21 protein-coding genes and 1 pseudogene are annotated in these 21,733 nt (G+C 60.7%); 18 read left to right on the top strand and 4 right to left on the bottom strand.

Annotated elements, in window-relative coordinates; translation table 11 throughout:
- Positions 1-66: 66 nt before the first annotated feature.
- The gene (locus GSUB_RS10105; protein WP_040200622.1) at positions 67-1,377 is read right to left on the bottom strand and encodes an ATP-binding protein; all 1,311 of its coding nucleotides are present in this window, start codon (positions 1,375-1,377) and stop codon (positions 67-69) included.
- Between the two features lie 299 nt (positions 1,378-1,676).
- On the opposite strand from GSUB_RS10105, the gene GSUB_RS10100 reads away from it, so the two are divergent.
- Together GSUB_RS10100 and GSUB_RS10095 are read left to right on the top strand one after the other, a co-directional pair.
- Positions 1,677-3,257, top strand: a complete 1,581-nt coding sequence (locus tag GSUB_RS10100) for a phage portal protein family protein (protein ID WP_235269777.1) — start codon at positions 1,677-1,679, stop codon at positions 3,255-3,257.
- Entirely contained in the window at positions 3,257-4,819 is a 1,563-nt protein-coding gene (locus GSUB_RS10095; RefSeq protein ID WP_235269776.1) for a minor capsid protein, read from the top strand. Before GSUB_RS10100 ends, GSUB_RS10095 begins: the two co-directional genes overlap by 1 nt.
- Before the next feature lie 3 nt (positions 4,820-4,822).
- Here the strand turns inward: GSUB_RS10095 and GSUB_RS10090 are convergent, their stop codons facing one another.
- From GSUB_RS10090 to GSUB_RS10080, 3 genes are read right to left on the bottom strand one after another with little or no spacing between them, the layout of a single operon-like run.
- On the bottom strand, positions 4,823-5,563 hold the full coding sequence (locus GSUB_RS10090) for a PaeR7I family type II restriction endonuclease (protein WP_040200621.1): 741 nt from the start codon (positions 5,561-5,563) through the stop codon (positions 4,823-4,825).
- 2 nt (positions 5,564-5,565) lie between these two features.
- A complete protein-coding gene (locus GSUB_RS10085) occupies positions 5,566-7,305 on the bottom strand; it encodes an Eco57I restriction-modification methylase domain-containing protein (protein ID WP_084211932.1) in 1,740 nt (579 codons plus the stop codon).
- Between the two features lie 21 nt (positions 7,306-7,326).
- Positions 7,327-7,536 carry a helix-turn-helix domain-containing protein gene (locus GSUB_RS10080; RefSeq protein ID WP_040202370.1) on the bottom strand — a complete coding sequence of 70 codons (210 nt, stop codon included), beginning with the start codon at positions 7,534-7,536 and terminating at the stop codon, positions 7,327-7,329.
- Between the two features lie 228 nt (positions 7,537-7,764).
- Here GSUB_RS10080 and GSUB_RS10075 point away from each other — a divergent pair, with 228 nt between their 5' ends.
- The 16 genes and pseudogenes from GSUB_RS10075 (at position 7,765) to GSUB_RS10000 (ending at position 21,671) form a co-directional block, all read left to right on the top strand.
- Positions 7,765-10,173: a DNA adenine methylase gene (locus GSUB_RS10075; protein WP_040200620.1), complete on the top strand. Its 2,409-nt coding sequence runs from the start codon at positions 7,765-7,767 to the stop codon at positions 10,171-10,173.
- Positions 10,174-10,185: 12 nt separating this feature from the next.
- A complete protein-coding gene (locus tag GSUB_RS10070) occupies positions 10,186-10,548 on the top strand; it encodes a hypothetical protein (protein WP_027182227.1) in 363 nt (120 codons plus the stop codon).
- An 18-nt stretch (positions 10,549-10,566) separates the two neighbouring features.
- Positions 10,567-11,430 (top strand): HK97-fold major capsid protein, encoded by an 864-nt coding sequence (locus GSUB_RS10065; RefSeq protein ID WP_040200617.1) that lies wholly within the window; start codon positions 10,567-10,569, stop codon positions 11,428-11,430.
- A 19-nt stretch (positions 11,431-11,449) separates the two neighbouring features.
- Positions 11,450-11,884, top strand: coding sequence for a hypothetical protein (locus tag GSUB_RS10060; protein WP_040200616.1), 435 nt, complete (start codon positions 11,450-11,452; stop codon positions 11,882-11,884).
- Positions 11,871-12,335 (top strand): hypothetical protein, encoded by a 465-nt coding sequence (locus GSUB_RS10055; RefSeq protein WP_040200615.1) that lies wholly within the window; start codon positions 11,871-11,873, stop codon positions 12,333-12,335. Before GSUB_RS10060 ends, GSUB_RS10055 begins: the two co-directional genes overlap by 14 nt.
- On the top strand, positions 12,322-12,681 hold the full coding sequence (locus GSUB_RS10050; protein ID WP_040200614.1) for a hypothetical protein: 360 nt from the start codon (positions 12,322-12,324) through the stop codon (positions 12,679-12,681). Before GSUB_RS10055 ends, GSUB_RS10050 begins: the two co-directional genes overlap by 14 nt.
- A complete protein-coding gene (locus GSUB_RS10045; protein ID WP_040200613.1) occupies positions 12,671-13,156 on the top strand; it encodes a phage virion morphogenesis protein in 486 nt (161 codons plus the stop codon). The genes GSUB_RS10050 and GSUB_RS10045 overlap by 11 nt, the downstream gene beginning before the upstream one ends.
- Before the next feature lie 59 nt (positions 13,157-13,215).
- Complete coding sequence (locus GSUB_RS10040) at positions 13,216-13,839, top strand: hypothetical protein (protein WP_040200611.1); 624 nt, start codon at positions 13,216-13,218, stop codon at positions 13,837-13,839.
- 12 nt (positions 13,840-13,851) lie between these two features.
- Complete coding sequence (locus GSUB_RS10035; RefSeq protein WP_040200610.1) at positions 13,852-14,109, top strand: hypothetical protein; 258 nt, start codon at positions 13,852-13,854, stop codon at positions 14,107-14,109.
- 2 nt (positions 14,110-14,111) lie between these two features.
- Complete coding sequence (locus GSUB_RS10030; protein ID WP_040200609.1) at positions 14,112-15,641, top strand: phage tail sheath C-terminal domain-containing protein; 1,530 nt, start codon at positions 14,112-14,114, stop codon at positions 15,639-15,641.
- A 30-nt stretch (positions 15,642-15,671) separates the two neighbouring features.
- Complete coding sequence (locus tag GSUB_RS10025; RefSeq protein ID WP_227501130.1) at positions 15,672-16,118, top strand: phage tail protein; 447 nt, start codon at positions 15,672-15,674, stop codon at positions 16,116-16,118.
- 15 nt (positions 16,119-16,133) lie between these two features.
- The gene (locus GSUB_RS10020) at positions 16,134-16,811 is read left to right on the top strand and encodes a T4 family baseplate hub assembly chaperone (RefSeq protein ID WP_040200608.1); all 678 of its coding nucleotides are present in this window, start codon (positions 16,134-16,136) and stop codon (positions 16,809-16,811) included.
- A 143-nt stretch (positions 16,812-16,954) separates the two neighbouring features.
- Positions 16,955-18,154, top strand: a pseudogene (locus GSUB_RS20200) (phage tail tape measure protein); the annotation flags it as partial.
- Between the two features lie 2,444 nt (positions 18,155-20,598).
- Entirely contained in the window at positions 20,599-20,910 is a 312-nt protein-coding gene (locus GSUB_RS10010) for a DUF7768 domain-containing protein (protein WP_028588324.1), read from the top strand.
- 3 nt (positions 20,911-20,913) lie between these two features.
- The gene (locus tag GSUB_RS10005; protein WP_011366981.1) at positions 20,914-21,384 is read left to right on the top strand and encodes a CIS tube protein; all 471 of its coding nucleotides are present in this window, start codon (positions 20,914-20,916) and stop codon (positions 21,382-21,384) included.
- A complete protein-coding gene (locus GSUB_RS10000; RefSeq protein ID WP_040200605.1) occupies positions 21,381-21,671 on the top strand; it encodes a LysM peptidoglycan-binding domain-containing protein in 291 nt (96 codons plus the stop codon). The genes GSUB_RS10005 and GSUB_RS10000 overlap by 4 nt, the downstream gene beginning before the upstream one ends.
- The last annotated feature ends 62 nt before the right edge of the window (positions 21,672-21,733 follow it).

Raw genomic sequence — 21,733 nt, 5'->3', positions numbered from 1 at the left:
AGTTTTGTGGAAGTGGCAACAATAGGTCTGATGCCCGAGGGCCAGGGAAAGGCCGTGGCTTGGATGTCAGGCGCTTTCCGGCATGTTCAGCAGAAACCGCCAGGCGGGCACCACGTCAATTTTTCCGGAATCTACCTGTATCTGCTCTTCCTCGTTACGCGTCACGATAATGCCATGCGACAGTTTCAGTTCGGTCATGGCTTCGGCAAGCGCGGTGGTTTCCCGCTTGCGGGTTTGCTGGTCGGCCATCGATTCACAAACCTGAACAAGCATGCGGGACGGGCCTTGTCGTCCGGCGATGAAATCAACCTCCCGGCCCGCCTTGGTCTTGTAGTAAAAGATATCCGGCGTGACCCGACGCAGCGCGGTGAACACCAGGTTCTCCAGAAGATGGCCCGAGTTGACCAGAATGCCGGAGCTGATCGACGTCACCAGCGCGTGATCGGCGCAGTAAATCTTCTTGGGGTTGGTGTTGGCCCGGGCCAGCGAGGCGTCAAAGATGCGCACCGTGAACAGAACGTAGGCATCCTCGAACCATTCGAGATAATCGGAGACGGCGGGTTTCGGCGCTTTGTGCCCCAGGGATTTCAGGTAGCCGGTCAGGTTGTTGATGGAATAGAGGGAACCCGTATTGTCCACCAGCCAATGCGCCAGATCCGTGACCGCCTTGGGGTGAGAGATATCATGGCGTTCAACAAGGTCCCGGAACAGCATTGCGTTGAAATACTCTTGGTGGGTCTTGATTCGCAGCATACGGTTAAGGCCTGCAACCTCGGGGAAGCCACCGGTTTCCCAGTACTCCTCGAATGCCTTCTGGACAGTCAGACGTTTTTTGGTCGAGAGTGGACCGTCGCTCTCGATCCCCTTGTAGTCGAGAAACTCCCGGAATGAAAACGGGAACATTTCCCAGGAGAGTGCCCGGCCGCGCATCTGGGTCGCTATCTCTCGTGAGAGCATCTGAGCCGACGACCCGGTAATGTACACCTCGCACTTTTCCATGCGCATCAAGCGGTCAACGAAGGGCTCCCAGCCAGGTACGACCTGGATCTCATCGAAAAAGCAATAAACCTTCTCGGCATTCTTTTTTTCCGGATAGAGCGAAAAGTAGGCTTCCAGAATCACACCCAGATTGTCGTGTTGCAGACTATGCAGACGATCATCGAAAAAGTTCAGATAGAGGATGTTCTGACGGGCAACGCCAGTGTCCTGCAGCTTCTTCATAAGCTGGAACATGAAAGTCGATTTACCGCTGCGGCGCACACCGATGCAAACCGTGGCTTTTCCCGGCACTGGCGAAACAGCAACCCGCCTGGGCACACCCGTCGGAAGGTCAATCTCCTGAAAATCGAGGATTATTTCTTTAAGCATGTCAATCATCGCGAAAACCTCCGGCTATCAATTTTTCCGGTCAACATAACAGCCGGAAATAATTATTGCCAGTTTAGGCTTTAAATGGCAAGGAAAATTTCTGGTTTCGGCCTCGGCCGCCTCAATGCAGTCTGATGCAAAACATCTTTACTTCTTCTCAAATGAAGAGGTTTTGCATATTGACCACCCGCCAAACTCATCCTCCGACGCTTTCCACCCCGCTCCGGTAAGTAACCGGCATCGAGCCGGGTTCGGCCCACACGGGCCGGATGTGCGGCTGTCATGGCCGAAACTACCGAGAGGATCACGTGGAAAGCACCGCCCATCAGGACGAACAACCCGACCAATCCGCTGGGAGCGGATTTGGACAGCCGCAGGCTGCCCGAAGGGTGGAAACCAAGGATGGTTTCCATCAAAGCCTGGACACCACCGGCTTTGTCATCGCGCCGCTGGCCGCAGCGGCAGCGCTCGACTCGGCCGCCTTCGCCAAGGTGAACGCCGCCGAAGCGATTCCTACCACCTGGGAAGAACGCGCCCGTAAGGCCTGGGAATACTACGTCGAGGAGCCGCTGGTAAAGAACTGTGTCAACTCCTGGCGCACCTTCGCCGTGGGCGACGAGATCAAAATCACCAGCGATGACGAGACCCTCAAGGAGCAGGCACTGGAGGCCGCCTGGCGGTTGAACATCACGCAATTCATCAAGGACATGGTTCTTCAGCTCCTGGTGAAAGGTGATGCCATCGGCTTCAAGCGCTTCACCAAGTCCGGCCAGGACATCGAGGAGCTGGTCTGCGTCAACCCGGTCTCGGTCAAGGTCAAATACGCCCAGGGCGAGCTGATCGAGGCCCGGCAATTTCCCGAGGACACCCCCGGCGGCGGGGAATCCATTCCTCTGCCCGTCGAACAGGTGCTCCACCTTAAATGGGATGCTCCGGCCTTTTCGCCCCGGGGTAACTCCCTCGTGCTTCCCGCCTTTCAGGCCATCGAACTGCTGCGCGACTACCGCCGGGCCGAACAGGCCATCGCCAAGCGCTGGGCAACGCCCTTTCGTCTGCTCAAGGTGGGCGGCGCGTTTGGCCAGAAGATGGTGATGCCGGACCAGCGGATGCTCGAACAGGTCCGCGACATGGTCAACAAGATGGATATGAAAAGCGGTCTGGTGGTCCCGTTCTACGTCAATGTCGAAACCCACGGCACCGACGGTCAGGTCCTCAACGTCGAGGACAAGGTCAAGGAGGTGAAGGAAGACATCGTGGTGGCCCTGGGCCTGTCACGCTCGCTGGTGACCGGCGACGGCCCGAATTTCGCCACCGCCTCGGTGAGCATGCAGAAGATGATGGTCATGATCCGCGAGATCAAACAGGCCGCACGCAAGCTCCTCGACTGGGTGTTCGACGACTGGATGGAGCTGAATGGCCACGGCGACAAAAGCATCCAGTTTATCTTCAACGACCTCGACCCCAGCGACGCGGTCGATTTCAAGAAGCTCCTCATCGAACTCTACGACCGCAAACTCATCAGCCGCTCCAGCCTTCAGCTCAAGATGGACCTGGACCCGGACATCGAGGCCGCCAACCGCGAGACCGAACGTAAACAGATCGACCTGATGGACGAGAAACAGGTGAAGCCGGTGGTGGATATGGTCGTCTCCGGCATCCTCAGCGTGCCTCGCGCCCGGAAGATGCTCGGGATTCCGGCCGAGGACGATGAACCCACGGCGGAGGCGGCATTAGTCTGGTCGGGCGACCTGGAGTCCACCGGCGATGCTGCCGTGTGCGACGAGTGCAGCCACTTTATTGCTGACACCAACCACTGCCGGGTCCACAACAGCGAGCGCACTTTCGACGCCCCGGCCTGTCGTTTCATCGACCGCCGGGAGCCCCGCTGATGCCGTCGGACCTCAAGCAGCGCATCCAGGCGGCCACACTGAAGAGTCTGACGGCTCGCAACCGCTACAACGACCAGGTCACGGCCCAGCTCACCCAGGCGCTGAAACAGGCCGAAGACGAGGTCGCCCGCGCCATCCTCCAGTACCGCTCCCTCGGCTCCCTGCCGGACAACAAGCTCGCCGCTCTCAAGGGGCTGGAAAAGCTCCAGCTCGAACTCGACGACACCATGAAGCGGCTCAAACGGGAGCAGACCCTGGTCTTTCGCAAGACGACCAAGGACTCCTTCAAGCTCGGCATCCAGCAGGGAATCGGAGAGCTCGCCGACGTGGCGCTGCCGTTCTACGCCGACCTGAAGCCCGAGGGCATCGACAAGTTGGCCACCAAGGTGTTCACCATCGTCGACACCAATGCCCTCGACTTCATGGCGCAGTACAACCTCACGCTCGCCGGTGACGTCCACCGCGAACTCGCAGACGGCATCAAGCGCACCATCCTGAACGGCGTCGCCACAGGCAAGGGAGCCGACGACATCGTCCGGGACATGGGCAAGGTGATCGTCGACAAGGACTCCTTTCGCCAGGCCGGAAGCCGGGTGTTCAGCAAGGCGCAGTACCGCATGGAGATGATCGCCCGCACCGAGGTACTCCGCGCCCACAACATGGGCAGGCTCAAGTTCCACGAGCGGGTCGGCATCCAGAAGCTGGAATGGCTGGCCATGGAGGACGAGCGCATGTGCCCGGTCTGCGGCGGCCTGGACGGCAAGACCTTTCCCATCGACAAGTTCCCTCAGCAACCCGCGCATCCGCACTGCCGCTGCACCAACATCGTGGCCTGGCCGATGACCGTCTGCGGCAGCGAGATGGCCGCCCAGGCAGCCGCCCAGGCATCGCAGGGGGACGCCTGCATTCTCCCGCCCCATGTGCTGGAAGGCATGGCCGACGCCCAGGCCAAGGAGAACGCCAAGATCAAGAGCGCCTTTGAAAACGGCGACATCGCCGACCTCGGCTCGCTGACGGTCAAACAGCTCCAGACCCTGGCGAAACAGAACGGCGTGGCCATTGCCCGGACCAAGGCCGATTTCATCAAGCTGCTCGATCTGGCTGAACCGGGGATCGATCACGGCGACCTGGCCGGAGCGGCGCTCAGCGCCAAGCTCAAGGAACACAAGATCGGTCTGCTGCGGACCAAGGAAGAACTGGTCGAGTTGCTCGGACTGAAGCAGACGGAACTCAAACAGGCCAAGCTGCTCGCCGCCCAGATGGCGAAGATCCCTCCCGCCGAGGGGCTGGGGGGCATGACTGCCCAGCAGCTCAAGGAGATGGCGAAGGAGAACGGCATCTCCCTCAACATGACCAAACAGGAGACCATCGAGCTGCTGGATAAGCTGGAGCCCGGTGTGGACCACAGCGGCCTGATGGGCAAGGAACTCGCGGCGGCCAAACAGAAGCACGGCATCGGCATCCTCAAGAACAAACAGCAGCTCGTCGAGGCGCTGATCCGGCTGGCGACCGAGGAAACGCTCAGGAAGTGGATTCTCCATCAGGTGAAGGCGAGTTCCTGAGAACTACTCAAGTCTTGCCGACTCGCCTGCGATGTGTCCGGCAAGAGAGGCGACGAAGGTCTTGAGACTGGTCATTGATGACAACGAGCAAAAATTACCACCAGCAGCGGCGGATCTCGGAGAGGCGATAAGCGAAGCGGATGTGTAGAGTTGTTCCTGTGTCAACTTCTGGCAAAGCAAATCGTACCGCTGGAGATAAGATACGCTCTTGAATTCCTTAAACACGGGGAAATGAGGTGAGTTGTATTTGACTGGAGAACGGGACTCAGGCGCATCCTCAACCAACATCAGCCAGCCAACAAACGGACGAGGCTGTTTGCCGAACGCCCCTTCGCGATAGGCGGTCCACAAGTCATGAGCTGTGCCGATGGCCTCTTCCGTCCGGTTGTTGAAATTGTTGCCGAACGAAGGTCCCACCTGGCTTTTCAGTTCAATGGCCGCAATCAGCTCGCCTTTGTGGATGACTAGCAGATCCCAGAGCTTGGTTGGCCGAAAGAAACCGGGCAGCGTCAGGACGGCGCGTTTCTGGTGGATGTCGGCATGGGTGAGCCCGTTGGCATGGATGATGTCGAGTATTAAGGCGATAAACCCATCCATGTTTTTGCCAGAGGTCACACTAGCACGCTCCCCCTGGTCGGCCTTGCCTGATTCAATTTGCTTCTGCCTGGCTGCTTCCCGGTTTTCCCAAAACGCCTGCACAGCTTCACGAGCCTTCCGCTCATAATCTACAAGGTCAATTGCCATTATTATTCTCCATTGCCGCCAAGAGCGGATCGTTCTTCTTGGTTCAGTTTGTAAAGTTTGAAAACCGCTCTGTTACAAGCGTCAAGATCGCGGTTGGTCGCGGCATGGATCAACTCCCGCCGGAGATTCTCGGATACGTGCTGCCAGAAGGGAATGCGGATGCGCCGCAGGTACTGCGCCTGAAAACGCAGGTAACCTCCGCGCATTTTCGTTGAATAGGTCGCCACAAATAGCTTGGCGATGCTGGATAGCAATACCGCCTGCAAGGCACGCAAATCCCAAGTGTCTGAGACGACATAGTAAAGGTTGTGGTGCGGATAAAGTTTGCCCGGCTCAAAAACAATGTGAGCCTCGCCCTTGATATCTGGTATCAGCAACTTCGGCTTGCTGGTCAGCCCCGGCCATATCCGGTCAATCGTCCGGTACCAATTTGACGGTGCTTTCTGTGCACAATGACGCTTTGCTATCACCGACTTTCGTTCTTCAAGGTAGCTGGCCAGCTTGGGGTAATCCCGCAAATCGACAAGGCCACCGTCATCTGCGAACGGATTGATAACTCCTTGACCTTGCCAGACGACCTCACCGGATTGAATGTCACGGGTCGCCACAAGTGGAATTTTTCGGTCGGACTCGACGTCAAGAGATTCGAAATTCCCGATGAACGCCTTATCAGCGCCAGTGGCCACACCAATCCCGATCTTACAACCAGCTTGTTCCAGCGCGGGAAATTGGCTTTCGATACGTCGGATCAGCGACATTTGATCCGACGATTCCAAAAGCCAAGGCTCTGAACCGCTTACCACTCCAACCATTTCTCGGACAGATGAGTCTTTGGACAGGGCTTCAGACCTGATTTCTGCTGCAACAGCAGATAACGCCTTCTTTTCAATCTTGGGCCTGTGGGCAATCCGGGTTGCACCTGCTTTCGTCTTCTCAATGACGGTGATCGCGGGATAGGCGCTGACTTCGGAATGAAAAGCGTTGGTATCCACCATATCGACATAGGCTTTGAGATGGAAATTTCTTGCGATGAACTCCCGCAATGGGCCGCCGTAGCGGTTTTTCATCCATCGGTCGGCACAAATAAAACCCAGAGTCCCGCCTTCGTCGAGAAGAGACAGCGAACGTTCGATGAAAGGAATGTAAAGGTCGGCGCGGTCGTACATCGTCTGGTAACGATGGCGGTATTCAGTCAACAGTGGTGCAGGAATCAGTTCTTGACGGACATACGGTGGATTGCCGACAACAAAGTCAAAGCGAGCGTTTTGCCGCTCAAGAAGGAAATCCCCCTGAGTCAGCCATTGGTCGGCGAGCTCTGAGGCCACAGATGACGATAATCCTTCCGCTTTCAGCCGGTTAATGACGGCCTTGCGTGTTGAGATAAAGGTTTCCCTATGTAACTCCACGCCACGAATGGCTTCTCCTAATTCAGCACCAGCGGAAGAAACATTCCCGCCATTTTCCCGCCATGCAGAAATGAGTCGTTCAACAATCGGAAGAAGGAAATCGCCCTCGCCAAAAGATGGCTCCAGAATGCGACGGTGGTGCAGTGGCTCATTGGCGACGTAGCCAACCAGATCGAGAATAAAATCAACGACCTCGATGCGCGTAAAGACTGCTCCTCGCGCCTCGATGCCACTGTTTGAAGCCAGTGTTTCAATCGCGTTCGTGACCGCCGCAGGTCTCGGAAAAGCCGGAACATCAAGCAGGTCGAATAATGTTGGCTGTATCAGGCTCGGCATGGTAATCCCTTTTTGTTGTGGCTATCCATTGTTGACCGATGCCTTTTGCGGTGCCGTCTGTCGAAGGCTTTTCATCCAGTCGTCAACCTCATCCCGGTCGAACCGCCACTGGGTTCCGATCTTGGAACCGGGCAACTCACCTTTTTGGGCCATCTGATAGAGCTTGCTGCGGCTCATTTTCAGATAGCCGGAAAGCTCCTCGATGGTCAGCCATTTGTCTTGTGGTTCCATGTCAGTCACCGCTTTTCTGGATTCCGTAATAAAACATGATAACACAAGATAGCGAATAGCAATCCGATTTTCAAGCCAAATCTCGGCAACTTCCAGGAAATTTCCAGCTGAACCCCACCCGCTGAAATTCTCCGTCACCCTCCGACACATCAACGACGCTTCCGGTAAGTAACCGCTGAACGCTCCCCGCAGGTCGCGGAGAGCACAGCAAACTGACCGGAGACGTTGATGGAACTGTTCGCCACAGACCTGGAAAGGCTGGCGTTTCTACTGGAGGCCGATGCGGCGCTGACTCTCGATCCCGATGCGCTCGGGACCGAGGCCGCCGAACAGTCCGCTCCTGAAGAGCTCCCTCCCGAGAAACGCCCCAAGTACATCACCAACTACATCGGCAGTAAGCAGAAGCTCGTCGACTGGATCTGGAAGCATACCCCGGAAGGCGCTGGCACGGTGCTGGACGCCTTTTCGGGGTCTGCGGTCGTGGCCTACATGTACAAGACCAAGGGCCTGCAGGTCATCGCCAATGACCGGCTCCGCTACTGCCACCACGCCGCCAAGGCGATCATCGAGAATAACTCGGTTCGCCTGAGCGAGGACGAGATCGAGGCACTCCTGGCCGACAACGCCAAGGCGGGCAGCTTCGTTCAGGACAACTTCAAGGGCATCTTCTTCGCAAAGGGCGTCCATGCGCTGATCGACACCATCCGCGCCAACTGCGACAAGCTCTCCGGCTTCAAGAAAGACATCGCCCTGTTCGGCCTCGGCAAGACCTGCATGAGCGGCAAGGGCGGTTTCGGCCACTTCTCGTCGTCCACCGATTATGGCCGCCGCCAGGACACCCCAGACGAGTTCAAGGATCGCTTGCGCAAGAACCTGCAGCGTATCAACGCCCTGGTTTTCGACAACGACAAGGAGAACAAGGCATACCGGCAGGACATCAACGACCTGCTGCCGAAAGCCAAGGCGGATCTGGCCTACTTCGATCCGCCCTACGCCACCGAGTTTTCGACCACCAACTACGAGCGGGCCTACCACTTCGTGGAGGGGCTCATGACCTATTGGGAAGGGCTCGAAATCAAGGCCGACACCAAGGTCAAGTATTACGAGACCGACCACAAGACCGTCACCAAGGCTAACGCCAACGAGTTCTTCCAGACCTTTCTCGGCAACGCCAAACACATTCCGCACTGGCTGATTTCCTACCGCGATCACGCCTATCCCAACGAGCAGGAGATGAAGCGGATCATCGGCTCCTTCGGCAAGCAGAGCCGGATGAAGTCCAAGGATCACCACTACGCCATCACCTCCAAGCACGGCGAGGCTTCCAACGCCAAGGAGCGTCTGTTCGTCTGCGCTCCCGGGGCCAAGGCCAGCGCCGAGCGGGAGGAGAAACCCGTTCCGATGGCCGCCGCCGCGAACTTCCACACCAGCATTCCCGTGGACATCCGGCTGGGCGAAGGCGAACGCCTCGCGACCGAGGCCATGGATGTCGGTTCGGCGGGCGACCCCCAGTTCAGCTTCGTGCTCTGCCGCACCGGGACCAACAAGAACGGCGATCACTTCACCGCCGAGGAGTTGTCCGGTCGGCACATGACGGCCGTGAACAAGAAGGTCGATCTGCAGCATTCGCAGGAGTTCAACGACATCGTGGGCGGCATCGTCGCCGCCGACTACCTGGAGGACGACAACGGCGGCCGCGTGGAATGCGTCGGCGAGCTGTACGTCCACGACACCCCGGCCGCCCGGCTGGCCTACAAGCTGATGAAGCGCGGGATCATCTCCCAGGTCTCCATGGAATGCGACTACCAGGAGGGCGAATGCTCGGTCTGCCACAAGCGCTTCCAGAACAAGGCCGACTACTGCACCCACCTGCGCAAATTCAAGGGCCGTGATTTCAACGGCCAACCCGTTTTCGAGATTCTGCACGGCGTCACTTTCACTGGACTGGGACTGCTCGACCGCAAAGGCGCGGACGAGAACGCCAGGATTCTGCAGGTGGCGTCCCTTCAGAGCCAGCCCGACCAATCCCAACCCGAAGGAGATTCCACGATGGAAGACAAAACCAAACCCACCGATGACCAGGCCGCCAAGACCGAATCAGACGCGGCCAAGAAGAAACCGGCCCAGCAGGAAGGCGATCCCGCTCGCGTTACCGACCTGGAAAAGGAAAACCGGCAGCTCAAGGCCCAGGTCGCCGAGCTGCAGAAGCGCGTCCAGGAACTGGAAGCCGAACAAAAGGCGGCCGCTTGCCGTTCCCGCGCCAAGAAACTGCTCACCCGGCTGGAGAAGCAGGGGCTCTCCTTTGCGTCCGATGAGGACCGGGAAGCCGAGCTGAAACGCCTGGCCGAACTGTCCGACGAAGCCTTCGCCGCCACCGAAGCCGCTTATGAGCGCCTGCCCAAGTCGGCCAAGGCGGACAAGGACAAGGAAGAGAAACCCGCTGACAGCGACCAGGGCGGCAAGCCCGCCGCCAAGGCATCGACGGAAACCCCGCTGCGCAGCGACGCCGGTGTTCGGCCCCACGATGTAGACGACCGCAAGGTGTCGCTCGAGGACCGTCTGCGCGACGGGCTCATGGCCGCTTACCGCAACCGTGTCGGCGAGGACTCTCCCGAACACTCGCAAATCAACGCATAAGGAGGAAACACCATGTCATTCATCAATCCGTGTCACCGCAGCCTCGCCTATGGCGACGGCCACATCCAGGGCGACGGCCAGCTCGGCCAGGTGGTTCGCGTGGTCGGCGACGACCTGTTCGCCGTCAACACCGATCCCACCAAGCGCTCCTTCGGCATCCTGATCAAGGATTACGCCGGTGGCGAAATGCCCGGCATCTACTGCGACGGCGGCGTTTACGAGACCGACGCCTTCGAAGGGACCGTCGTCGCCGGAGACGACCTGAAAGTTTCGGCGAGCGGTCGGCTGACCAACGGCGTCGCGGCCGGAGAGCACGTGGTCGCCCACGCCATTTCCGTACAGAGCGGCGTCCTCAAATTCCGCCTGCTCGTCTAACCCAAGGAGCCAACGCACATGAAAACCAATCAGTTGAAGATCCATTCCCAGGAATACATGGAAACCATGGCGCGGCTCATGAGCGAGGCTCTCGAGTCGCCCGAAGGCATGCGGGCGCTTGCCGCCGCCATCGCCGCGCCCATCGAACAGGAGATCAAGCGCAAGGAGATCTCCTCGCTGCTGCTCACCAAGCACACGCTGCCCAAGGGCGAACGTCCGGTCTACCAGAAGAAACCGACCGTCAAGGCCCACTGGATCAGCAAGGACGGCGACGCCCAGGAGCAGGAGGTGGGCAATGATGAGGTCGAGTTCCCCACCAACCGCATTCACTCCAACCCGATGGTGGACGTTTCCGTTCTCAAGAACGGCAACATCGGCACGCTGATGGACATCCAGACCAGCGCCGCCGACGCCATCCGCAAGGAGATGGACCGCCGCACCATCTCGGTGCTGTCCTCAGCCATCCCGGCGTCCAATATCATCGAGGTCACCGGCGATTTGCTCACCGAAGAGGCACTGAACGAGGCCATCTCGATCATCGAGGACCTGGAGCTGTCGGTGAAGTACATCGTCATGCGTGGCCGTCGGTTCAACGACATGCGCGGCTGGAACCTCGATCCCCAGACCAAGCTCGAGCTGCGCCAGAAGGGTGTCATCAAGAACTACGGCACCGGCGGCATTCTGCTGACCGCCTCCATGCCGCTGGACGAGATCATCATCGTCCCGGATGAAGAGGTCGGGAAGATGCCGGTGCGTGAAAACCTGAAGACGGAATCCATCGACCAGAAGACCCGCTTCAAGACCGGCTGGCTGGTGTGGTCCGAGATCGGCCAGGGCATTACCCGCCCCGACATCATGGCCAAGGTCAAACTGGTTCCGTAATCTTAGGAGGTGACGTGAGATGAATCGAATCAAGAACATCCGTCCCGGCGTTCTGGTGATCCCCGACGCCGGGCTGAAACTCAAGCCCGGACAGGTCGTCGAGGTGGAACACTTTACCAAACAAATCCAGGCTGCCCTGAAAAACGGACGCCTGGCCATGGCCGACAAATCCGCCGGGAGCGGATTTGGACAGCCGAAGGCTGGCCCCGAAGGAGTGAGCACCATGGATGAGGGCGAACACAAACCGAAACAGGAACCGCTCGCCCCTCCAGAGCCCGACCAGGACGCGGAACCGGTGGACCTGAGCAAGCTCTCCGCCACCGACGCCATCTCCAGGGTCAACGAGGAGGCCAATCCGGAGACCCTCAAGGGCTACATGGATACCGAGAAACGCCGCACGGTGATCGACGCGCTCAAGAGCCGTCTGGAGGGCCTGCAAGGTGCTGCTGAGTGACCTGATCGCCGACCTGCGGCTCGACCTGTCCGATCCGGGCGCATCTCTCTTCGAGGACCAGACTCTGGAGAGATGCGTCCGGAAGGCCGTTTTCCGGGTCGGCCGCGACCTCGACCAATCGCTGACGATCACGGCCGGAGAGATCACCCCCGATCCCACCGGCGAGGTCCGCGAGCTCCTGGTGATCATGGCGCAGATCCACGCCTGCCAGGTCATGCGTTCGGCCACCGCCAACGCCTTCTCCTTTTCCAGCGGCGACAAGAGGGTGGACAAAACCGGCCAGCCCGGCCACTGGGCCAAGCTCGAGGCCGATCTGCTCGCCGACTACCGGCAGCGGCTCACCGAGTTGCGTCCGGCCACCCAGCTCGACCAGGAAGCCTACATCCTGACTCCGAGCGGACTTGCGCCGGTCATCTACGAACAAGGGATCGATCTCGATGTTGTTGAATGACCGGGAACGCGCCGAAGCCGTGGCCGACGTCGCCCGGCTGATCCTCTCCTCGGGCCAGACTGCACGCATCCTGCGCGTGGTTCCCGGCGAGCGGCTCTACGGCACCGATGATGCCGAATACTCAGAAGTTTCTGTCATCCCCCTCGAACTGAACGAAACCCCGCCGGAGGAGCTGAGCGGCAAGATCGATGCGCTCGCCTGCGTCCTTCCGGATGCCGACGTCCGGGGTGAAGACCGCCTGGACGCAGACCGGGAAACCTATCGCATACAGAGTGTGGAAGAAGAACACTTCTTCGGCACCGTCACTCACAAGAACCTGCAACTGGTGAAGCTCAATGGGCGTTAGGCGAACCGGTGACTGGGACAAGGCCCGCGCCAAGCTGACCACCGGCATGGGGCCGCGCCTGGCCACGGCCCTGCGTCAGGCCACGATCCGCAACGCCCTTTTTCTGGTGCGTGAGATTCAGCGGGGGATTCGCTCCCAGGCCCCGGGCGGACAGGCCTTCGTGAAACTCGCCGAAAGCACCATCGAGCGCAAAGGCTCAAGCAAGGCGCTCATCGACACTGGCTTTCTCGTCAACGCCATCACCCAGAAGATCATGACCGACAAGGCGTTCGTCGGCCTGCTGCGCGGCACCGTCAACAAGGACGGGGAAGACATGGTGAACATCGGTGCCGTCATGGAGTACGGGGCCACCATCAAACATCCGAGCGGCGCGACCATCATCATCCCCGCCAGACCATTTCTGCATCCGGTGATGGAGAAGTACCGCGAGCAGATCCTCCAGAACTATCGCGAGGCGATCCGCTCCGCGCTTTGAGCCTCCGACACATCGCCAGCGCTTCCGGTAAGTAACCAGGCAGAAAACGGAGGCGTCCCTTGAGCACGATACAGACCGTCACAGAAACCCTGATCCGCCTGGCCAAGCAGGCCATCCACCCGGACACCGTGCTGGTGTTCCCGGATGACCTGTTCGAGGTCCAGCGTACCCCCAGCGTCATCCTCCAGGGGCCGAAGCTGACGGAAGACCGTTTCCGCCGCAGCCAGAGCCGCCTGTTCGAGAAGAATGTCGCGGAGCTGAGTTTCGAGGAGTGCCGGCTTCCCCGGCTCTATCACCTCGATTTCGACCTGGTGGTAACCGTGGATCGGGAGGCCGAACTGCTCGGTTTTCACGAGTCGGTATCGCGGTTCCTCCAGCTTTACCCGGAGATCGCCATCGCCGACCAGGGCAGCCTGAACCTTACCGAACTGGTTCCTCTGGGCGGCCTGGCCCGAGTGAACCTCTCCAACCTCCGGCAAAGCTCCGGACGCATCCGCATCGAATCCTGCCCGGTGTACGACGGCGACCTGCGCGACGGTCGGCTGATCCGGGACCGGACCTTCCAGTTTCATGTCGCACATCCCTGTGCTCCACCCCTGCGGGGCGACCTTCGGTCGTGCCAACCGGCTGTCCTGCCGGTTGGTTACGGCGACGTGACAGAGCAACGAACCATTCAACCGTAAAGGAGAACTACCGTGATCGAGATCAGAAACCTGCAGTTCCAACCCCTGACGTTCAACCTCTCCGGCCAGGGAACTCTCCACCTCGGGCCGCGAGAGCGCAAGAGCATCGCCCGCAAGGACCTCTCCGCCGAGATCAAGACCGCCGGAAAACGCGGCCTGGTGCGCATCACCGACCTGACCGGCGGCGCGGAACCGGAACCGGAAAAGCCCACGGCAACCGAGGACGCCGGAAACGATGAGGCCAAGACCACCAGCAAGCGGAGGAAATAACCATGCCGACCTATCTATCGCCCGGGATTTACACCCGGGAAACGGACTTCAGTTTCTATGTGAAGCAGATCTCGACATCAATGGCCGCCATGGTCGGAGTGGCCGAGAAAGGCCCGATCAACAAGCCCGTGCTGGTGACGAGCTGGGAACAGTTCATCAACCGTTTCGGCTCCTACATCAATGAAAGCTATCTGGCCTACGCCGCACGGGCGTTTTTCGACAACGGCGGCTCGGTCCTCTACGTCACCCGCATCGCCCATCTCACCGACCCCACCGACCGGGACACACTGACGGCGCTCAAGGCATCCGTCGTCCTCCAGAACCGGGAGGCCACGCCCGCCGACACCCTGCGGATAGAAGCAGTGAACGAAGGCGTCTGGGGCGACCGACTCTCCATCTCCATCGAGGACGGTTCTCTCGATCCGGCCAACCATTTCAACCTGGTGGTCCGGCACAAAGGCGATGTGGTCGAGGTGCTCAAGGATCTGAGCATGGACGAGACGCTGCCGAACCATGTGGAGCTGGCGATCAACGACCGCTCGGATTTCATCTTGGTCCAGGATCTGGCCGCAGCAATGGGAACGCCCAGCGACCGTCCGGCATTGGGCGTGTTCACGCTCAGCGGCGGCGACAATGGTCTGACCGATCTGGCCGATGCGGACTTCATCGGCGATCCCTCGCAGCATACCGGCCTCTATGGCTTTGACGAGATCGACGCCCTGAACCTGCTGATGGTCCCCGGCGTCACCACAGTGCCGGTGATCAACGCCGGAATCGCCTATGCCGAGGGGCGCAAGGATCTGCTGTTCATCGCCGACACGCCCATGCACCTGGAGCCGCTCGAAGCGGTCGACTTCCGCAAGGGACAAGGGCTGTACAGCCACGCGGCCTTCAACTCCTCCTACGCGGCGCTTTACTACCCCTGGCTGGAGATCAGCGATCCGGTCAACTCGCGCAAGAAGCTGGTGCCGCCCTGCGGCGCGGTGGCGGGATGCATCGCCCGCAGCGACCAGAAGACCAACGTCTGGAACGCGCCCGCCGGTATCGACCGTGGCCGCATCTTCAACACGCTCTCCCTGGCCTACAAGACCAGCCGTGGCGAGCGCGATGTGCTCTATCCGGAAGGGGTCAACGTCATCGCCGTGTTCCCCGACACCGGCATCAACATTTGGGGCCAGAAGACGCTGCAAAGCCAGCCCTCGGCCGTGGACCGCATCAACGTCCGCCGTCTGATGATGTTCATGGAGGAAGCCATCTCGGAATCCTCCCGCTTCGTGGTGTTCGAGCCGAACCATCCCCAGACCTGGCGTGCCCTCGGCCGCCTGATCAACCCCTTCCTGCAGGACATCAAGGACAAGGGCGGCCTCTACGACTTCGCCTTCCAGTGCGACGAGGAGACCAATACCCCGGCGGTCATCGACCGCAACGAAATGGTGGCCCGCGTGTTCGTCAAGCCGACCAAGACGGCGGAGTTCATCGAGCTGAACTTCATCCTGACCGCTACCTCTGCGGACTTCAAAGAAATCATCTAACGGGAGAACACGGCTATGAGAAGCGGAAACATGCCCAAGAGCCTTTACCAGAACTGGCAATTCGCCATCGAGGTAAATGGCTTCGACGTGGCCCTGTTCCACAAGGGACAGGAGCCAAAAACCGAATTCGAGGAAGTGGCCTTTGCCCCGGCCGGTTCGATGTTCGACCAAAAGGTGGCGGGGCGGGTCAAGTTCGAGGACATCACCCTCGAGAAAGGCACCCTGCAGGACGGCTCCGACGAGGCGGCACGCGAATGGATCAAGAAACAGGTGGACGTGAACGCCGTCACCGGCGGTCTTCCGGCCGACTACATGCGCGACATCGACGTTGTCCGCTACGACCGCACCGGCAACGAGACCCGCCGCTGGACCCTGCACGGGGCCTGGGTGAAGGCGCTCGAATACGACGAGCTCGAGGGCGGCAACACCGAGAACACCATCGAGAAGCTCACCATCTGCTTCCAATACTGGACCTAAACCGGAGGATCGACCATGTACAGCTTTGAACTGCCAAGCGGCACTGAACTCGAGCTTCGGGAAATGACCGGGGCCGAGGAAGAACTGCTTACCAACCAGCGCCTGATCCGTTCCGGAGAGGCGATCAACCAGGTGCTCCGCAACTGTTTCGTCCGGCTGGGCGAGAAGACCGACCCCGATCTTTCCGAGGTGATGAACCTGCTCTCGGGTGACCGGTTGTTCGCCCTGGTCCGCCTGCGCCAGATTTCCCTCGGCGACGAGGTTGAACTGGAGCTGAGCTGCCCGAACAGCGCCTGCCGCATGAGCAACTTTGTGACCATCAATCTCGAGGATCTCAAGGTCACCCCCTACGGCGAGGAGCGCGAGTTCGCTTTCAAGCTGCCCGGCTCGAAAAAAACCGTGCGCTTCGGATATCTCGACGGCCACAAGGAAAAGCGTCTGGCCAGCCTGCGCGAGCCCAACATCACCTCGGCCATGCTCATCCGCGTCCTCGACATCGACGGCAAGGCTCCCTCCAAGAAGAGCCTGGCGGAAATGTCGATGCGCGACCGCAACGCGCTGCGGCAGGAGATGTCGCGGGTCGACGCGGGAATCGACACCTCGGTCGAGACCGAATGCGATGGCTGCGGCACCAAGATCCGTACCCGCCTGGAGGCCGAACCGGCTTTTTTGTTCCCCGGAGTTCGCTTGTAAGCGACGCATTCTTTCTCGCTTACGGCGGACTGCACTGGGGCTGGTTGGAAACCCGCTCGCTACCGCTCAGGGTCCGGCGTCAGTTCGTCGAGGCCCTCGAGCGGCAACTTGATTTTGAACGTGAGCAAACGGAACGGCGATAGATGAACGGCGATCTCGGACTGGGCATAGTGGTATCGATGAAGGATGCGTTTTCGCAGAACGCGCAGCGCGTCCGTGGTTCCATGATGGATCTGGACTCCACCGTGGCCGATGCCAGCGAGCGGATGACCTGCAATCTGGATCGCATCCAGCAAGGCACCATGATGCTGGGGGCTGGATTGGCCCTGATGGCCGTGCCCGCCGCACTGGTCGCCTCCACCGCCGCGACCCAGAAGGCCTTGGGCGAGCTGGCGTCCCTTGGCGTGCAGGACCTCCGGGCCATCGAGGACGCCGCAGAATCCTTCACCAACCAATGGTCCGGTGCCGACAAGGCCGCCTTCATCACCGCCACCTACGATGTGAAATCGGCCCTGTCCAACCTAAGCGACGAGGCGGTGGGCGTCTTCACCTCCATGGCAGCCATGACGGCCAAGGCGACCAAGGCCACCACCCAGGAAATGGTCGGCACCTTCACCACGGCCTACGGGATCTTCAAGCCCATCATGGCCGACATGAACGACATGGAATGGGCGACCGCCTTTTCCGGAGCCATGGCGCAGACCGTGGCCTCGTTCAAGACCAATGGCACCCAGATGGCCGACGCCATCAAGAACATCGGCGCGGTGGCGGCGGCGAGCAACATTCCCCTGAACGAACAGCTCGCCGTGCTCGGCCAGCTCCAGACCACCATGCCCGGCTCCGAGGCGGGCACGCTGTACAAGGCGTTCATCATGAAGGCGGCCGAGGCCGGGGACGAGCTGGGGCTGTCCTTCACCGACACCAGCGGCCGCCTCAAGGGCGTGGTTCCTATCCTGCAAGAGATCAAGCGCCAGTTCCCCGACCTCTCCAACGCCGCCGCCCAGGTGAAGCTGAAGAAGGCCTTCGGCTCCGACGAGGCGGTCAAGTTCCTGCTGCAGATGTCGGCGGGCATGGAGAGCCTCGAAGGCAATATCCAGTCGGTAGGCCGGGCCATGAAGACAGGCACGGCGGTCACCGAACAGATGGCCGACGCCATGAACCAGGACATCGGAGCCCGGTTCCTGCTTCTGCGCCAGCAGATGGCCAACCTCAGCGAAATCCTGGGCCGCACTCTGCTGCCGGTGGTCACGCCGGTGATCAACGGCGTCTCCCGCTTCATTCTATTCCTGCAACGCATGGCCAAATCGATGCCGGGCGTGACCCGAGTGGTACTGGGGCTGTCCATGGCCCTCGGCACCATTCTGGTCGTGGCCGGAGCCGTCACCGCCGCCGTGGGCATGGTGGGACTCATGCTTCCCGCCATCAAGGCCGGGTTCGTGGCCATCAGCGCCGCGCTGGCCGGGGTGGGTTCGGCGGTCGCGACCTATTTTCTGCCCGTCACCGCGATCATCGCGGGCGTGATCCTCTCGGTGTATCTGCTCAAACGCGCCTGGGAAACCAACTTCGGCGGCATTCAGGAGATCATCACCGGGGCCTGGAACAAGGTCTCGCTGGTCTTCCAGGGGATCAGAGAGCTGGTGGGTTCGCTCAGCGGCGGCGTCGGGCAGATGTCGGCCGAACTGGCCCAGAAGCTCGAATCCGCCGGACTGCTGGGCTTCGTGGTCACCGTCTTCAAAGCCTATTACCGCGTTCGTGAGGCCCTGGCCGGATTGTGGGGCGCGTTCTCCCATGCCTTTGGCCGCATCCGCGCCATCCTCGAACCGACCGTCCGCACCCTGATGAGTGCCTACGCGGCGCTGGCCAGCGCGGTCTTTTCAGTGGTGGAAATCTTCGGCGTGGCCGCCAGCGCCACCGATGGGTCGTCCTGGCGCACCTTCGGCACGGTTATCGGCACCGTCGCCGGTGTGCTTCTGCAGGGGCTGGCATTCGCGCTGAAGATCGTGGCCTGGAACCTGTCGCTCATCGTCCGAGCCCTGGCGGTGGTGGTGCGCAGCGTGGTCTGGGTCGGCAAGGCCATCGTCGGGTCCCTGATCGGAGCGACCAAGTTCATCTACAAGTTCCTGTTGCCCGTGCGCATGATCGGCGAGGCCTTCATGGCCGCCGGGAAGATCGTCTATGCGGTCTGGCAGGTGCTGACCGGTGACATCTCCCTGCTGGACGGGCTCAAGGCCATCGGCGGTGCGGTCTACGATTTTCTTGCCACCCCGTTCCGCTGGGCGCGGGATGTGATGGTCGGTGTCTGGGATTTCATTTCCGGCATCTTTACCTCCATCGGACGCCTGGTGGCCGACGCCGCCGGACAGATCGGCCAGGCGATTCTGAATCTGCCGATCATCAGCACACTGCGGGAGCTGTTTGCCACCGTGCGCTCTTTCTTCGCCGGGGACACCACCTTCTTCGAGGCGGGCAAAAAGCTGCTGATCACCCTGGGCGAAGGGATCTGGTCGGCGGTGACCTATCCCGTCACCATGCTCAAGAACGCCCTGGGCAAGCTGCGCAATCTGCTGCCGTTCTCCGATGCCCGCGAGGGACCACTCGCCAGCCTGACCGCCTCCGGTTCCGCGCTGCTCAAGACCCTCGCCGACGGCATGAGCCTTACCCAGACGCTGCCCGCGAAAGTGTTCGGCTTCGCCGCTCGCGGAATTCTCTCGGCCGCTGCGGGAGCGTGGCAGCAGATCAAAACGGCGGGCGGCAACCTCATGGACGCCGCCTCAGCTCCCTTCCGCATGGCCGGAAAACTCTGGGATGGGTTGACCTCCGGGGCTCAAACCGTCGCGGCCAAGGCTGGTACCATTTTCGGAGGTCTCAAACAATCCCTGTTTGGCGACACGCCCGAGCTGGCGATCAAACCGCCCCAAGCCAATACCTGGGACGCGCTGGCCACGGGAGCCGTCAATCTCCGCGACCGGATCGTTGCCACGCTGTCGGCCGTGCCCGGCGCTGTCGGTCGAATCTTTACCAACGCCGGTGCCGAGGGGCAAACCCTCTGGCAAAGGCTTTCCAGCGGCGCGAGCGCGGGCATTCAGGCGATCAAGGATAGAAGTACTGGGATCGCCAACGGTTTGCTCTCCTCCGCTCGCGCCATGCTGGGAGTCCAGACCCCGGTCCCGCAGGTGGCCGAGCAGAAACAACCGCTCAAGACCGCGCAGCCCGCCGAATCGATTGGGCAACGCATCATCGAAAGCGTGCTCAGTCTCGTTCCGCGTCTGGACGAACGCCTGGTGCCCAAGGCCCTGAGCGCCATGCTGATGCTCCAGCCAGTCATGGCCAAGGCCGCGCCACCCCCACAACCGATGAACGGCACCGTGCAGACCGTCGCGGCGGCCGTCGAGCCGGTAAGTAAGAGCTACATCCAGCCGTATGCGGTGGAACCGGCACCGGAAATCGGAAGTGCTTCTCTGGCTCCGGCCGGGATCGAGCGGCCCAAGACAACCGCGCCGACTCCGATAGCGAAGCCCCTGCAATCGGGACTCGCCGAGACGGTGCCTTCCGAGCGGTTGATCGCTCCGGCTCGCACCGCTCCCGCGACACCCATGCGCGGAGAGGAAGCCGGTCCGGGGCTGCGCGAACTGCTGGAATCGCTGCTCTCGCGCCTCAATGGCTTGGCCGACCGACCGGTGGAACTGAGCGTGACCACCAACATCGATGGCCGGAAGGTGGCCGAGGCCGTCTACAAGGACCTGCGGGAGCGGAAGATCAGAAACTACGAAACCCTGTGAGAGGACCGATGAAACGCATCTTTGTCTGCAGCCCGTTCGCGGGCGACATAACCCGAAACGTCAGGGTCGCCGAGGCGCTTTGCCGTCGGGTCATGAGACGCGGTCACGCGCCGTTCGCGCCGCACCTGTTGTATCCGACCTTTACCGATGACAGCGTTCCCGAGCAGCGGGAGACTGGCATCGCCTGCGGCCTGGCCTACATGGAATGTTGCGACGAGGTGTGGGCGTTCACCGGCAACGGCATTTCCAGCGGCATGCGGCTGGAACTCGACCGGGCCGGACAACTGGGCAAGCCGATCATCGAGATCGCCGAGGTGTAAGCAATGGCCTGGGATCAACAGCCCATCAAGGGATATCTGGTGGACGCCGACACGGGGGAGCGGCTCGAATTCCAGTACAACCCCAACTCCATCAGCGACGAGAAGTCGACCGACTACGCGACGATCAAGATCCCCGGCATGAGCCACCCGCGCTACCAATACGTCGCCGGGGAACCGCGCCGGATCGCCTTCAAGGTCGAGCTGTTCAAGGGGCCGGTGAAACAGAAGGTCGACTGGCTCCGCTCGCTGCAATATCCGGAACACGCCGGAACCATGCTCAAGAACGCGCCGCACCGTGTGCTGCTGATTTTCGGAGATCTCTACCCGGGCGTGACCTGCATCGTCCGGCAGGTGAAGGCGCGTTTCTTCGGCCTGTTCGACCGGGACAACCTGCTGCCGCAACGGGCCGAGGTGGACATCGTCCTCGAGGAATATGTGGATCGGTCCATCAACTGGTCGGAGGTGCGCTCATGATCGGCCGTGATTCCCGCTACGCCCGCTGCGTTCTCTACCGGGACAGCGACGGCACTTCCCTCGGCATGCGCCAGCGCATCGACACTACTCCGAGATATGACGACCGCCTGCACACCGTCGTCGAGGGCGACCGTTTGGATCTGCTCGCGCACCGCTATCTGGGTGATGCCCGGCTCTGGTGGATCATCTGCGACTACAACGACATCTTTTTCCCGTTGGCGCTCGAGCCGGGTCTGGCGCTGCGCATTCCCTCCCGCGAACACGTCCAGATGCGCCTGCTCGACTGAAGCGTCCGACACCTCGCCATGCCTTCCGGTAAGTAAGCAGGGAACTGCGAACCGCCGGAGAA

Origin of the sequence: Geoalkalibacter subterraneus (genome assembly GCF_000827125.1) — a bacterium.
GTDB classification, from domain to species: Bacteria; Desulfobacterota; Desulfuromonadia; order Desulfuromonadales; family Geoalkalibacteraceae; genus Geoalkalibacter_A; species Geoalkalibacter_A subterraneus.
The sequence above is the reverse complement of the archived record's forward strand: the minus strand, read 5'-3'. Positions and strand labels throughout refer to the sequence as shown.